The organism is Ruegeria sp. I3, from assembly GCF_056532525.1.
This window is the reverse complement of the sequence record NZ_JBQFNI010000007.1, coordinates 173,448-188,190: the sequence shown is the minus strand read 5'-3', so window position 1 is coordinate 188,190 and position 14,743 is coordinate 173,448. Positions and strand designations below refer to the sequence as shown.

Here is a 14,743-nt window from a genome sequence, read left to right as displayed (position 1 = left end):
GTATTCTGAGTCATTTTTTGCTAAAACAGTCCTGTCGGATTCGACATGACAACACAATTGAGTATTGCCAGTGAACACGACCGGTTCGGACGCATCAATAAAACAGAAACTAGGCGCGGTGCTTTTTGCCGACGTTGTCGGCTATTCCCGCCTGATGAGCGAGAACGAGATGGATACGTATAACGCGTTGAAGTCTTTGCTTTCGCAGCTTGAATCGGCTTGCTCAAAGTATCAGGGCAAAATCATCGAAGTGCGCGGTGACGGCATCCTTGCCTTATTCGACACGGCGACCAGTGCGGTAGAGTTCAGCATCGAACTGCATCGGATCGCTGCGGAACATAATCAGGCGCGCGATGATGAGCACAACATCAAATTCCGCGCTGGAGTTCACATGGGCGAAGTTCTGATGGACGAACGCGGCATCCATGGTGACAACGTCAATATCGCTGCCCGCCTGCAGGAGATTGCCGAGCCAGAACGGGTTTATGTCAGCGCAGCCGTCTATGAACAGATCCGTAACCGCCTGCGCTATGGCTATGAATTCCTCGGTCCCAAGCAGCTCAAGAACATTATGTCTCCGGTCGCGACCTACTGTGTCCGAACCGAGGTCGAGGGTGCAACAATGGCCGCAACCCTACGTCCTGAGATGCAGCTGGAAGTGCTTGAAAGGCCCGATAACCCGTCGGTTGCGGTGCTGCCCTTTACCAGCCAAGGCGGGGATGAAGATGACAGCTGGGTCGCCGAAGGGCTGACCGACGACATCATCATGAACCTGTCCAAGTTCCGGAACCTGTTCATCATTGCCCGGAATTCCTCGTTCTTCTTCAAGACCCAGTCGATGTCGCCGCAAGAGGCCGCTCGGCGTCTGAACGTGCGCTATATCGCGCGCGGCAGTGTGCGCCGCTCGTCCAGTCGTATCCGGATCACGGCCGAGCTAATCGACGCCAACACCGAACGCACCATCTGGGGTGAACGGTTCGACCGTAAGCTCGATGATATCTTCGACATCCTGGATGAGGTGACCGAGTGCATCGTTGCCGCCACTGCAGTCATGATCGAATCGCATGAAAAGCTGCGCATGGTGCAGGCAATCCCGTCCGACCTGCGGGCCTATGGCTCGGTCCTGCAGGGGCAGCACCATATCTTCAAATACACCCGCAACGACAATCGCAAGGCGCAGCATTGCTACGAATCCGCGCTTGAGCGCGACGGCGGGTATGCTCGGGCTGCGGCGGCGCTGTCACGCACGCTCAACATCGATTGGCGCTATTCCTGGACCGAAGACCCAAACAGCGCGCTGGACAAGGCGCTGTCGCTGGCTCAGCGTGCGGTGGAGCTTGACCCCACAGACGCGCGCGGGTTTGGAGAGCTGGGCTATGTGCAGCTTTATCGTAAAGAGCATGACTCGGCGATCGAATCCTACAAACGCGCCCTGCAGCTTAACCCCAACGATGCGGACATGCATTCGGACTACGCCGATGCGCTGGCCCATTGGGGCGACAACGAAACCGCCATCAAACATCTGCAGCAGGCGATGCGCCTGAACCCCTATTTCCCCGATCAGTACCTGTGGCATCTGGGCGGGGCCTATTACAATCTCAAACGCTATGACGACGTGATCTCATGCGTGAACAAGATGAACAACCCGACCGAAGGGCAGCGCGTGCTGGCCGCCAGTTATGCCCATAAGGGCGAGTTGGAAATGGCCCGCCAAATCGCAGACAAACACCGCGCAGCGCATCCCAATTTCTCATTGTCGCGCTGGGCCAAGGTTCAGCCAGACCGCCTGTCCGACGACACGCAGCATTTTGTCGAGGGGCTCAAAAAGGCCGGGTTCTGAGCTGCTGCCCGATCTCGCCTATAAAAATCAACTCGCCTGTTCGCGGTCGAACTGCATGCGTAGTCGTCTGACTTCATCCATCTGCTCATGCGACCAGAAGACGAGCGGTTTCAGCATTTCAAGCAGGCTTCGGCCTAAAGGTGTCAATTCATAAGACACTGCCACTGGCGGTCCGGGATCGACGGTGCGGGTCAAATAGCCATCACGTTGCAATCCGCGCAGGTTTTCGGTCAACACACTTTGTGTGATGTCTCCGATACAGCGCTTGAGATCGCCAAAGCGTTTCGGCTCATCCTCCAGCGCAAGGATGATGATCATCCGCCATTTGCCCGTCACATTGGACAGTACGGAACGGATTGAGCAGTTGGAAGCTTCTGCCTTGTTGGCAACACCAATTGGTAGCATCTCAGTCTCTGGTATTGTTTCGAAACTTAATCGCACAATAGCGTCACGTTGGCCTCGGTACAACTCCCTGAAAATTCAGGCAGTAGCCTCAAGCATACCAGGTCATTTTAAAGTACGTAATTGAAATGTAGTATGGATTTGCTACCACGTATCCAGTAGATACGAATCACAGGAAATCAACATGTCCCCCAAAGAACTTGTAATCGCACTTTTTACGGCTGCCTTTGCTGAACATGATCCGGAGGCAGCGCTACAGCTCGTTACCCCGGACTATATTCAGCACAACCCGCAAGTCCCGACCGGAGCCGAAGGCCTGGCCGGCCTGATCCCTTTGGTCGAACAATCCGGGATGACTGCAACTACCCACCGGGTCATCACCGAGGGCGATATGGTTGTATTGCACAGCACGTTCGACAACGCGGACGCTTTTGGTGCACCGACCCTCGCCGCCTTTGACATATTCCGCGTCGAGAATGGCAAAGTTGCTGAACATTGGGACAATTTGCAGCCCGTTCCTGAAACAACAGTGTCGGGCCGTGGCATGACAGATGGGCCGACCGAGATCACCGATCTTGAGAAAACAGAAGAAAACAAGGCGCTGGTTCTGGGGTTTGTGCGTGACGTTCTGGGCGGTGCCGCGCCCGAGAAAGCTCCGATGTATTCCGAGGTCTATATGCAGCACAATCCAATGCTTGCCGATGGGATCGATGGCCTGATCGAGGGCACCAAAGCCTGGGCAGAGCAGGGGAATGTGATCACCAAATTCGAGCCGCAGATTGTGGTGGCCGAAGGCAACTTTGTCTTTGTCGCCTCAGATGCCACCGTCAGCGGGAACCCTTGGGCCTTCTTCGACCTATGGCGCGTCGAAGATGGAAAGATCGTTGAACATTGGGACGTCGTTTCGCCTACGCCAGCCGAAATGGCGCACGAAAACGGCAAGTTCTGATCTTCGAAAGGGATGGCGGGTCAGGCATAAATGGCCCGCCAACCCAAAGCAGACGTTGGAATAAAACCAAACGTCAATCGGTCAGGATCATTTCAACCTTCCTATTCACCACGTGCCTTTGCGCCGCTGACTTTGGCACCTGACACCTTAGCACCGGACACCTTGGCCCCGCTGACCTTGGCGCCCGAGACCTTGGCCCCGCTCACCTTGGCGCCCGAGACCTTGGCTCCGGACATCATCGGTGCGTCATACTCAAAATAGACGTCCAGCAGCACGTCTTCGATCTGACCGGCTGCGATATCCATGCGGATGGTGTAATCGGCCTGATCGTAGTTCCAGACGCGAATATCATTGGCCATCTGGTAATCCGCTGCCGCGACGCCCGAAACCGAGGGGTTCATCGGCGCGCGTGCGGCCTGTTGCGTGGTGTCCGGCGCGTTAGCGTCATTGCTGGTCTGCAGCTTGAAGCCATGGGGCAGGTTGCCACCCGTCGCGCTCTCGCCTTCGCCATGCACCAGAAAGATCGTGGGTTCCGGCATCTCGTAATAGGTGCCGTCATAGGCGAAGCCGTAAATCCGGGCCAGTCGTGCATCGCCTCCGAACTGGTCCCCGATGAAATTATTGACGCCGCGACCCCTCCGGCGGCCATCCTGTTCGATGAACAGCTGCTCCGAGTGACGGTTCGCGATCTGCTGCCAGTGGGTATGTTTGAACTGACGTCCGCGACGGATGTAGACAAACGAGTCGTGCGGAACCTTCTTCCGCTTGTCGAACTTGAACTTATCGCCGTCCTTGATGACCTTGTAGATGCCGGACTTTTCGTTTGCCGCATCCCCGACCTGGACCAGAACACGATCGTCTTCCCGGACATGTACGCCGTCGATTTTGGTGAATTTCTTACTGAAGTCGTAGTCTTCCTCAACCTCTTCGGCCAACCGGACCGAGCGTTGTTTCAGTTTTAAATCACTTAACTCTCGCCCAAACAGTAATACCTCGGAAAAACTGAGTAAGGACTCAGACATATCACTTTCTCCCTATCGGGGGTCGACGCTGCCGATTGCCTCGCCTGTCCCGGTTTGCGCATTCAGTGCGCGTTGAATGTCACTATTATCACCCCGTGCGCGTAACCTGCCACAATAGCGGGGGAAAAACAAAGACTTTAAGGTTCATTCACCTCGGGTGACAGCGTACGAACCGACGCGGCATGGCTCGTGCCGTCGGGCTTGGTCAAACGGGGGCCGGGCGCTGTCAATCCGATGTGGCGCATGCGGAAATTGCCTTCGATAATCTGCCGGAATGCGCCGCCGGTGACCTCGTGATCGACCATGACCAAGGCGCGTTCAACGCCGAAGTAGCTCAGCATATCGGGGTCCAGTTTCTCCCACGCATCTGCAAGGTAGGACCCCAGCAGGTCCCGCGCTTCGATCAGGGCGACCCGAAAGCCTTCGGGGTCGGCTGCGTAATGTTCGTCGAACAGGTCCTGCATGATCGCATTGTATTCGTCGGTTCCTTCCAACTCGTCCGAGAGCTCCTCCATCTCCGGGTCGATCACGTCATGTGCTACCAGTCGTTCGTGGTAGATATCGACCAGAATATCGAACATCGCCCCGGTCAGTGGTTCCGAAAGGGCGTGTTCGCTGGACCATCCATGCGAGAATTCAGAAAGCGTCCGGTCATTGGCGGCGATCCGAATTTGCGAGTTCTGCGACAGCTCGGCAAAGCGGCTCAGCCGGTTATAGGTATAAAGGTTGCCGCGCGTGTTTTTCAGCAATTCATCCACGACCGAGCCGAAATGCAGCGACGCCAACAGCGCCACCATATCGGCCGCCGATTCATGGAACCCGTAATACTCGCCGGTCGCATCCTCTTCGGACGGCATGCCGACCACGCTGTAGATGATGGCATGGCCGATCTCATGCGCGACCACATCGAAGTTCAGGCTATAGGGGCGGTATTCGTCACCGATATCGCGGGTGCCACCTGTTTCCAGAAATCCCCAGCCGATATGCGCGTTATCTAGACTTGGCAGCAACGATAGCTCAAGCCGCTCGAAATCACGCGCGAAATGCCAGGGGATCGGGCGATTAAAATAGCCCTCCCAAACATCCATGGTGAAATGGGCCGCTCCGAACAGATGGGCGGCTTCAAAGGCCGGGTCCTCGGGATCGATATGGATGAAATTGCCAAACTCATCGGGCTCGGGCGGCGGCAGGATATAGCCGTCCCATGCGGGCAGATACATCTCGGGGCCGTCTTCACCCTCGATCATCGCGCCATAGGGGGTCGTTTTGTCGACCGGGTACATCGCATACATGCGGGGGCCCGATGGGCCTGGGCCTATGGTCCCTTGCGGGGCCGATATTTCGACCAGTTCGGGCTTGGAATTCGGCTCTAAAAAGGGCGATTGCGGATATAGTAAGAACCGCGTGCCGGGGGGGTCATTCTCTGAATAGTCGGGCCAGATTGCCATTTTTCCCTCCCGTTATCCGCCTGCGCGCAGACCTGTTGCCAAGCCTGGCTCTTGATCAATCTGATCGCCGCTGGTGTGGCAAAACAGGAACTCGGCTTCAATCAGATCGACCAAGGCATCGCGCCCCTCAAGGCCAAGCCCGATCGCGTAGGAGTCAAGATCATCCGGCACCCTCTGGTCAAGACGTGTTTCAAAATACCAGACCAAGGCACGCGTTCGAATTGCGGCGTTGCTCGGGTCCAGCGGCAGCGCCGCTTTGCGCTGGGCCCGGTCGCGCAACGCGCTGTAGTCGCCCGAGCGTCGAAGCTCGGCTAGCAAAGCGGCATCCATTGTCTCGGCCAGCGTTTGGATTGCGATATCGACACGGGATTTGTCGGCCAGCATCGCCTCGTACTGCACAAGGGTCAGGTCATTTTCTTCCAGCCATTCAAGCAAATCCGCATGGCGGGGTAGCCGGGCCTCCAGCCGATGTTCGGTCATCTGCTTGACCACGGCGTCTTTATCCGGGTCCAACCCCTGTCGGCGGGTCTCGTCCTTAGACAGCAAGCCTAACGCTGCGCGATCACGCAGATGCGCGTAGAGAACCGGATCAAGCCGCAGCTCATCCACTAGCGCCCGCGCCTCGCTATCCTGTTGTGCGGCTTCCCCATCCACACGAGCGCAGAGGTCACGCCAGACCAGCGTCCGTTCGGTGCGATGTGAGTCTGACACATTCGTTCCAGCATTCAGAAAGCGGGCCATCTCAGCCAGCATCGCGCGGGCGTCATCCCCTTTCGCATCCACCTGCCCCTCGGGCAACCATCGTTGAAAGGGTTGCGGGTCCGAAGCGCCCTCAAGGATGCGATCCCAAACCCGGTCACGGTAGTGCAGGTCTTTCGCCTTTTGCTGCAACGCGTCGCCCGTCTCAGACGACAACACACCCGCTGTCTTGGCTTGCGCAATGGTGGCGCGGATCGAGACCATAGGCTCGCTCAGCGGTGGAAAGCCAAGCTCGGCAGGGCCGTGCAGCACCGCCACCTCGTCATCATCTTCGATGGCACCATTCAGGTAACCCTCAAAAATCTGGCCGATCCCGATCATCCCGAAATCCGCCAGCTCTGCCGCGCGCAGCGCACCCATGCTGGCACTGCCAAAGACCGGTATACCTTGCTCCAAGGCCCACAGGATTTCCTTGTGCCAGACCGAGGGCACCCCGTCGAAATACCCGTCTATAATCCCGATCGCACGCGGCTTTTCCCGCACTGCCCGATACACATCGCCCTGCTGAACCGGGGGTAGAATAGTGGCGTTCAGATGTTCGCGCACGGCTTCGGCCCGTAGCGTCGGCCCGACAAATACAACCACACTCATGACATCACCGCTCGCGCACGGGGGCCTGCGACAAAGTCGGGATCGTCATGGGGCGCTTCCAAGCCCGGTATCACCGCGCGCACCACTGCGATGTCAATTTCGGGTCGCGACAGATCAACAGTGACCACCTGATCAATGCCTGCCTCGGACAGGCGCGCCAGCAACAAAGACAGGTCATCCGTGAAAGATCCGGTCACGTAGGTTGGGCATTCGGTGAAATCACCGATAGGCGCCGAGCCATCGATCAGTTCGCGGATGTATCCGCTGCGCCAGTTCCGGGCAGTGTCCGAGAACTCTTCCGGGTCCAGATCATCCCGCGCGCCCGAGATATAGGTCAACCGTGTTTGCGCCGCCTCGGTCAGCGCCCGCAGCAGGGCAATGGCGCGATCCGGGTGGCAGCCGTCGCCGATGCCGATATGGCCCGTCGTGCTTCCGCCCTCACAGATCGCGCAGCGAAAGCTGGCGATGCCGATGTCCGAGGTCGTTTCCCAGATTCCCAAATCCAGCCCCGCCGCAGTAATCTGTTCCATCGCCTCAAGGCAACGCGGGTCGTCCACTGTACGGGGATCAACACGCGGGGTTGCGCCCCGGTGGTGCCACAGCGTTGTGGCGTCACGCTCGATCAACTCGCAGATCGCGTGGCAACTGGCTTCGGTCAGGTTGTTGCCGGACGCCAGCCCGTTTGTCGTTCGCGGAAACGCCCGCTGCCCAGCCACGGGCGAGGTGGTATAATCGGTGTCCACCATCTCATACGGCACCCAGCAGGGCTGGCCTGAGGGCAGATCGCGCCCCAGCACCCACAGTATCGCCTGATGAGGGTCGAACTGCCCGCCGGTGACGCTGGGCAGACGGTCGGCATCGACCACATACTCCACCGCCAGATCAGCAAAGCTGGACAGCCGTAGCGGCAGTTCGATCCGCTCTGCGTGCCAGGATTCAATCGCTTCCATCACGCCCGAAGCCCGGGCTGCGCTCAGCGACAGCCCCTTGCCCAGCGACACCGCGACCGAGCGCGAGTTTGGCCGCGTCACCATCACTGTCGGCAATCCAACCCGGTCCAGTCCCGTCAGGTTGGCGATCCGGGTTATGCCCATCTGCTTGAAGAATGGTTTGACGATGGCCAGGGTCTCTTCCGGGTCGCGCAGCCGGTGGGTGTCTAGCACATAAGACTTCTGCGAATTCCCGGACATCCAAATGACCTTGCCAAATATCTGATAAACCACCGTAACCCGCCGGGCGGATCATGTTGGCGTCAGGATGCGGGATGAATGCGTAGTGGTCAACCGCGCACCGGCCCGGCAATCCACGCTTGCATGACCCGCGCGCTGCCGTTAAACGAGCTTCCGCATCGCCTCAATAGCTCAGCTGGTAGAGCAGGTCCTTCGTAAGGACAAGGTCGGGGGTTCGAGTCCCTCTTGAGGCACCATCCCCTTACGACAAGCTTTACCCGAGTTCAGATACTCATCTCGATACGCGCGCCCGGAAAACGCGATATCAGCGCGTTTGCTTTGGCACGTGGGGTCAGGCACAGGGCGGTTGAGAGCCCGTCTGCCAATGCTGCCTGCGGGGCTGAGATTGATACAGCCTGATAGGGCGCACCCAACCCTTTCGGGTTCAGGATATGCCCCTGATCGCCCTGCAGCATGGTGCCTTCGGGGGCCGAGGTTGCGACGGCGCGGTCCTGCAGTGTGATCCGCTTGGCGACAGCACCGTCGGGCTTGGCCAGCCCGACGCGCCACGGCTCGCCATTGCTCCGCTGGCCAAGGGCGGCGACCTCGCCCATATCCACCAGCACATCGCGCAGATCGAAGGATCGCATCAAAGCGGCAATCCGGTCAGTGATCGCACCTTGAGCAATCCCGTTCAGGGTAATCGCCGAGAGTCCGGGATGCGGCAGGCGGATCTCACCGGCGCTTACGTGAACCTTGTCCCAACCAATCGTCTGGCGTGCACGTTCCACTTGCGACCCCGCCGCGCCACTGGCGAGTGCTAGCCACAGGGGCTGGATCGTCGGATCAAACACCCCGCCCGAAGCGTCGTGAAGCGTGGTACACAGGCTCAGCACCTCCAGCAGCTCAGGCGCCGGGGTGACCACGTGGCCGATCCGGTTAAGCTGACTGATCTGCGAGTGCGTCCGGTAGAGACTGAATACATCCTCCAGCCGATTCAGCTCTGCTTCGACCGCAGCAAAGATCGGCGCGGCCTGTGCGTCCGTCGAGCCTTCCAGCCTCAGGCTGGCGGGTGCGCCCAGCGCGATACCGCGCCATTGGGCGACGTTGCCAGCAGCAGCGGGTACGGCGGCGCAGGCGGCTGAGATGGCCAGGAAACGGCGGCGGGTCAGAATGGTCATGCGGGCGTCTCCAGCGCGAGGTTCAAATCGACGGGGCCCAGCACTTCGGCATCGGGAATATCAGACAGTGGCAGGGCGGCGCCGCCATATTCGGCAATGAACGCCTCTGCCGCAGCGGGGTCGCCAAAGGGCACGACTTCTCGCGCACCCATGCCACCGGCCACATCGGCGCCGACGACAAAGGTCGCACCATCGGCTGCGATCCAGTTGGAAATCCCCGGTTGCCGCCAGCTGGGCGCGACGCTCATGTCACTGACATAGGCAGCGGTGATCTTGGCGTCACGTTCGGGGCTTTTCAGATAGGCCAGCATGTCGCGCACCTGCGCAAAGAACAAAGGCGCGGGATAGCCTTCCAGATGGATCTGCCCTTTGGGCCCGCCGTGTTCCGCGATGTTCATCTGGCAGAAATAACTCAGCGCATCCGGGGTGAGATCAACCGGGTCGGGGGCCTCGGCCACCTCTTCTTTGCAGGCCGTCAACGCGACCAGAGCGATCAGGGCAAGGTATCTCATGGCTCAACTCTCCGAAATGCGAGACGCGCAAGGGCAAAGCCCAGCACCGGCCAGATCAGCAGCGAGGCGGGCGCGGCCCAGACCGGCAGGGCCTGCGCCGCCCCGGTCATGCCCGAGGCCATGGCAACGCCCTCGGTTGCGGCGATGTTCCACAAACGGAATGCGTCGGCCGGGTTGGCCACCATCACCCATGGAAAGACGGATTGGGTGAAGGTGCCGCCCTTGTCCATGACGACGGCCCCCAACAGGCCCAAATCATAGAGGACGACAAAAACCAGCCAGAGCCCGGCCGACAAACCTGCCGCCGCCGTGGCCCCCTTTGCCAAAGCGGACAGCAGGTATCCCAGCGCCAGAAACACGGCGCCCAGCAGGATAGATGTGAGGATCAGGCGGGCCAGAGCCATCAGGCTTTCCGGACCCGCGCCGCCAAAGAAGGCGGCCACTGCGCCAGCGGTGCCGAAACCGATGGTCATGGCAAAGGCCAGCGCGGCCAGATGGGCGGTGAACTTGCCCAACAGGATTTCTCCGCGCCCGGCCGGGTAAGACAGCAGCAGTGACAGGCTGCCGCGATCCACGTCGCCCGCGATGGCGTCAAAGGCGATCATCAGCGCCAAGAGCGGTGCAAGATAGACCGAAAGCGTGGTCATCGACGCGACCGAGACGGTCAGCATGTCGACTCCCAACGTGCCGGTTGGTGCGCTGCCCGCAAAGGTCAGCGCCAAAGCGAACAGCACCATGATCAATGTGGCGACCAGCAGCCAGCGATTGCGGCGCAGGATCAGCATTTCGGTGCGGGTGATGGCGAGGAAGCGGGTCATTGCAAATCCTCCTGTGCGTAGTGGCGATAGAGGTCTTCCAGCTTGGGCGGGGTCATCTCGACATCCGCCACCGCGTCGCCCAGCCCGGCGATCCGGCGCAGGGCCTCCATCTTGTCAGCGGGGGTGCAGAGCAGTTCCACCGATGCGCCGTTGATCCGGTTGCCACCCAGTTCTGCGGCCAGCGCATCGGCATTGGCGCTGGCGCGCACCTTCAGGCGGATCGGCAGACCGGCCAGCGCCGACAGGTTGTTCAGCGTGTCGTCGGCGACCATCCGACCCTTGCGCATGATGGCGATGCGGTCGGTGCGGGCCTCGACCTCGGTCAGCGCATGGCTGGCGATTAGAACGGCTGTGCCTTGGGCAGCCAGTTCGTCGATGATGGCGTACAGGTCCTGCCGAGAAATCGGGTCCAGCCCGCTTGTCGGCTCATCCAGCAAAGCCACTTTCGGTTGACCCAACAGCACCTGCGCCAGACCCAGACGTTGCCGCATGCCTTTGGAATAGGTACCGATCCGGCGGTCCAATGCGTCGCTGAGACCAACGCGCTCCAACAGGCCAAGCACGTCGGCCTTTGCACCTGAAAGCTGCGCAAACAGGGTCAACTGCTCGCGCCCTGTCAAAGCGGGATGAAACGACACCGCTTCGGGCAGATAGGCCGTCTCGCGACGCGCCTGCGCGCTGCCGGGGGTGGCGTCTCCGATCCGAATGGCTCCGCCATGGATCGGCGTCAGGCCGAGGATGGATTTGATCAGCGTCGACTTGCCCGCACCGTTATGGCCCAGCAGCGCAACGCGCTGACCAGGGGCAAGAGACAGGGTGATATCGTCAAGAACGCGGGTTTTTCCACGGTCCTTGAGAACATGGTCGATTGACAGGGCCTTATCCGTCATGAGGCACCTTTTTCATAGCTGGGGGTTCAGGGGCTTGCATCAATGGGTTGCTGTCCATCACACCCCCCGGCAACAGCGCCGGGAAGGCCGATTGCGACCAGCGCACCAGTTGCACGGCAGGGGAGCCGAGCAACAATTTGGCTGCGGGTTGGGTCCACAGAACATGGTCCATACTGTCATTGGGGCGATAGGGGGCATCGGCAATGCCGTTGCCATCCACATCATAAGCGGCGAAATCGGACCAGTAGTTGCCGCGCCCGTCCTCGGACCACTCGACCCATTTGGTCGAGACGTATTTCACCTGCGTCCGGTTCCCGATGAATGAATTGCCAACGATGCGGTTGCGCTCGCTGCCAGCGGTAAAGTGGATGCCGATGCCGCATCCCTCAAACCAGTTATCGGTGAACTCGTTCTTGTTCGAGTTATAGAGGAAGGTGCATTTCTCTTTCGCACCTTTCACAACGTTTCCGGTGATGGTGCTTTTGTTGGCGTAGTTCAGCATGACGCCATGTTCGCGGTCGCCGATCGAGACGTTATTGGCCACGGTCACATTGGTCGTGAACATCACCGCGTAGCCCAGATCATTGCCGATCGAGACGTTGTCGCTGACCACCGAATTGTCCGCATACATGTAATGAACGGCAAAACGCAGATCACGGAACAGGTTACCGGTGAAGGTGTTCTTCTTCGACGAGTTTACAAAGATTCCGTCGCGGCCATAGCGAATATCGTTGTCCTCAACCACCGCACCCGGCGCGTTCCAGACATAGACGCCATTGCCACGCTCGTTCATGCGCTGGTCTTGCCGCCCTTCGATCCGGTTGCGGCGCACGATGCTGTCCTTGGCACCGTGAATATCGACGCCATAGAGATTGCCCAGCAGCACGTTATCCTCAACCACCGGCGCATGGGCCGTTTTGGTCAGCTGGATACCGCTATCGATCCCGTCATGGTCCGAGCCTGAGCCGATCACCGTCAGTCCGCGCACAGTCACGCCCGGCCCGGTCACGGTGATGACGCTGCCTTGGCCTTGGCCGTCGATGGTGGCCTGTCCCAGCCCATCAATTGTGATGGGCCGGTCCAGTACCAGTCGTTCGGCATAAACGCCGGGGCTCAGGCGGAGGGTGTCCCCATCCGCCGCCTGCGCCAGTATCTCGTTGATGGCCCCTGCCCGGTTGGGCACATCCCAATCCGCCGCCCAAAGGGGCGAGCCGAGCAGGAGCGGTATGAGCAGGGACCAACGCATGGTTACGCGCTCCGCGGCTCAACGAACATCCGGCCGCGCATCTCCATGTGCAGCGCGTGGCAGAACCACTGGCAATAGAACCAGTGCACGCCCGGACGGTCGGCAATGAAGGTGACCGAGGCGGTGGCCTGCGGCGCAACCTCCATCGCGATGCCGAAGTTCGACAGACACAACCCGTGGGTCACGTCATCCACGTCATCCAGGTTGGTGACATACAACGTTACCTCGTCACCCTGTTTGACGGTGAACTTCTCAAGGCTGAACACCGGCGCGGTCGAGGTCATGTAGACCCGCACCTTGTTGCCATCGCGGATCGGCTCCTCGGCGCCCTCTTCAAGGTCCACACCATCGGCGGCAGCCTGCTGGCGCGCTTCTTCCCACATCGGATCGTTGCGATCCCAGACATTGACCGGGTTCACCTTGGACCGGTGCACGAGGATCGAGTCATGCGGTTCCGCGAAGGTCGGGCCGTCATGGACCACCTTCATCTTATCACCCGAGATATCGATCAACTGCTCGTTTTCCGGCTTCAGTGGCCCGACGTTCAGGAAGCGGTCTTTCGAGAACTTGTTCATCGAAATCAGCCACTTGCCATCAGCCTCAGCCGTTTCGCCCATCGAGGTCGAATTGTGGCCCGGCTGATAATGCACATCCACTTTGTCGAGGATCGGATCAACATCCGCACCACCGTAGGCTTCGATGGCCTTGGCGATGTCCCACTTCACCACCTGGCTGTCCAGGAACAGGGTGGTGTAGGCGTTGCCTTTGCCATCAAACGCGGTGTGAAGCGGGCCAAGACCCAGCTGCGGTTCCGCCACGATGGCCGAGCGTGGATCGGCATTGTCGGCAAACAGCGCATCGACCTTTTCCACATCGATCACGGATACGGTCGGGGACAGCTTGCCGTTGATCATGATGTGTTTCTTGTCGGGTGCTGCGTTCACTCCGTGCGGCGAGTTCGGGATCGGGATGTAACGGGTCAGGTTACCGCCCGCCTCTTTGCGCCCGTCCACGACCTTGACGCCGTTCAGCTCCTGATAGTTGCCAGCAGCAATCGCGTCTTCGATGCCTTTCAGGTTGAACACGACCACGTGGTCCAGCTCATTCTCGGTCATCTCGGCCAGGTTCATACCCATTTCCGAGTTATACGAGGTCGAGAATGCGTATTTGCCCTGATAGTCGCAGTCAGTGTTGTCGAGGTTGCCCGACACCATCACCTGCCATGCGATCTCCATAGTATCACCGTCGATGGCGGTAAAGATGTTCACGTATTGCGACGGATCGTCGAGGATTTCGCCATCATTGACCAGCGGTGCCTCGTGTTCGCCATTGGCGAAGATATAGCCGGTGCGCGGGTATTTCTGCGGACGCAGACCGTGGATGTCATGCGCGTTCGGGATTTCGATGATCTTGTCGCATTTCATCACGTCGCAGCGGATGCGCGCGACGCGCGTGTTGGCCTTGTCATTCATGAACAGATAGCGGCCATCATAGGTGCCATCGGTGAAGGACATGTGCGGGTGGTGCAGGTCGCCATTGTCGTAGGTGACTTTGCCATTGGCGGCCAGGTACTGCTTGGTCTCTGGCAGCAGCCCTTCGGTCAGGATCTTCAGCGACTCGTTGGTTTGGCCCCAGCCGGTGGCCGAGCAGCGGTTGAATACCGGAATGCGCATCAACTCGCGCATCGACGGCACACCGAGGATACGCACCTCGCCGGTCTGACCCGAGGACCAGAAGCCGTAATATTCGTCCAACTCGCCGGGCTCCAGCGCGGCATTGGCGGCGGCGCTGGCCTCTTTCGCGGTCATCAGGGTGCTGCCCAGACCGGTTCCGGCCAACACGGCGCCGGTTGCAGATGCACCCAGCAGTCCGCGGCGTGTGACGTTCAGTTTCTTATCGTGTTCCGACATGATCGT

General features: G+C 59.6%; 13 protein-coding genes and 1 tRNA gene. 3 read left to right on the top strand and 11 right to left on the bottom strand.

Annotated features, from left to right (window positions below; translation table 11 throughout):
• Positions 1–70 precede the first annotated feature (70 nt).
• Positions 71–1,840 carry an adenylate/guanylate cyclase domain-containing protein gene (locus ACR0L9_RS17705; protein ID WP_170407986.1) on the top strand — a complete coding sequence of 590 codons (1,770 nt, stop codon included), beginning with the start codon at positions 71–73 and terminating at the stop codon, positions 1,838–1,840.
• Between the two features lie 27 nt (positions 1,841–1,867).
• Here the strand turns inward: ACR0L9_RS17705 and ACR0L9_RS17700 are convergent, their stop codons facing one another.
• Positions 1,868–2,245 carry a winged helix-turn-helix transcriptional regulator gene (locus ACR0L9_RS17700; protein ID WP_170397987.1) on the bottom strand — a complete coding sequence of 126 codons (378 nt, stop codon included), beginning with the start codon at positions 2,243–2,245 and terminating at the stop codon, positions 1,868–1,870.
• 181 nt (positions 2,246–2,426) lie between these two features.
• On the opposite strand from ACR0L9_RS17700, the gene ACR0L9_RS17695 reads away from it, so the two are divergent.
• Positions 2,427–3,191 (top strand): nuclear transport factor 2 family protein, encoded by a 765-nt coding sequence (locus ACR0L9_RS17695; RefSeq protein WP_170664116.1) that lies wholly within the window; start codon positions 2,427–2,429, stop codon positions 3,189–3,191.
• Positions 3,192–3,292: 101 nt separating this feature from the next.
• Here ACR0L9_RS17695 and ACR0L9_RS17690 read toward each other — a convergent pair whose 3' ends face one another.
• From ACR0L9_RS17690 to ACR0L9_RS17675, 4 genes are all read right to left on the bottom strand, one after another.
• Positions 3,293–4,213, bottom strand: coding sequence for a pentapeptide repeat-containing protein (locus ACR0L9_RS17690; protein WP_170397991.1), 921 nt, complete (start codon positions 4,211–4,213; stop codon positions 3,293–3,295).
• Between the two features lie 137 nt (positions 4,214–4,350).
• Positions 4,351–5,661: a gluzincin family metallopeptidase gene (locus ACR0L9_RS17685; RefSeq protein ID WP_170397993.1), complete on the bottom strand. Its 1,311-nt coding sequence runs from the start codon at positions 5,659–5,661 to the stop codon at positions 4,351–4,353.
• Positions 5,662–5,673: 12 nt separating this feature from the next.
• Positions 5,674–7,011, bottom strand: coding sequence for a TfuA-like protein (locus ACR0L9_RS17680; protein WP_170625383.1), 1,338 nt, complete (start codon positions 7,009–7,011; stop codon positions 5,674–5,676).
• Positions 7,008–8,201: a YcaO-like family protein gene (locus ACR0L9_RS17675; protein ID WP_480896298.1), complete on the bottom strand. Its 1,194-nt coding sequence runs from the start codon at positions 8,199–8,201 to the stop codon at positions 7,008–7,010. Before ACR0L9_RS17675 ends, ACR0L9_RS17680 begins: the two co-directional genes overlap by 4 nt.
• A 160-nt stretch (positions 8,202–8,361) precedes the next feature.
• Here ACR0L9_RS17675 and ACR0L9_RS17670 point away from each other — a divergent pair.
• Positions 8,362–8,437: transfer RNA gene (locus ACR0L9_RS17670), tRNA-Thr, on the top strand.
• A gap of 27 nt (positions 8,438–8,464) precedes the next feature.
• Here the strand turns inward: ACR0L9_RS17670 and ACR0L9_RS17665 are convergent.
• Genes ACR0L9_RS17665 through nosZ form a run of 6 tightly spaced genes read right to left on the bottom strand, consistent with a single transcriptional unit; the run spans position 8,465 to position 14,737 of the window.
• Positions 8,465–9,361 (bottom strand): FAD:protein FMN transferase, encoded by an 897-nt coding sequence (locus ACR0L9_RS17665; protein WP_480896297.1) that lies wholly within the window; start codon positions 9,359–9,361, stop codon positions 8,465–8,467.
• A complete protein-coding gene (locus ACR0L9_RS17660; RefSeq protein ID WP_170648283.1) occupies positions 9,358–9,873 on the bottom strand; it encodes a nitrous oxide reductase accessory protein NosL in 516 nt (171 codons plus the stop codon). The genes ACR0L9_RS17665 and ACR0L9_RS17660 overlap by 4 nt, the downstream gene beginning before the upstream one ends.
• Positions 9,870–10,691: an ABC transporter permease gene (locus ACR0L9_RS17655; RefSeq protein ID WP_170566627.1), complete on the bottom strand. Its 822-nt coding sequence runs from the start codon at positions 10,689–10,691 to the stop codon at positions 9,870–9,872. Before ACR0L9_RS17655 ends, ACR0L9_RS17660 begins: the two co-directional genes overlap by 4 nt.
• A complete protein-coding gene (locus ACR0L9_RS17650; RefSeq protein ID WP_170566629.1) occupies positions 10,688–11,581 on the bottom strand; it encodes an ABC transporter ATP-binding protein in 894 nt (297 codons plus the stop codon). The genes ACR0L9_RS17655 and ACR0L9_RS17650 overlap by 4 nt, the downstream gene beginning before the upstream one ends.
• Positions 11,571–12,827: a nitrous oxide reductase family maturation protein NosD gene (locus ACR0L9_RS17645; RefSeq protein WP_480896296.1), complete on the bottom strand. Its 1,257-nt coding sequence runs from the start codon at positions 12,825–12,827 to the stop codon at positions 11,571–11,573. The genes ACR0L9_RS17650 and ACR0L9_RS17645 overlap by 11 nt, the downstream gene beginning before the upstream one ends.
• A 2-nt stretch (positions 12,828–12,829) precedes the next feature.
• The gene (gene nosZ, locus ACR0L9_RS17640; protein ID WP_170466506.1) at positions 12,830–14,737 is read right to left on the bottom strand and encodes a TAT-dependent nitrous-oxide reductase; all 1,908 of its coding nucleotides are present in this window, start codon (positions 14,735–14,737) and stop codon (positions 12,830–12,832) included.
• Positions 14,738–14,743 lie beyond the last annotated feature (6 nt).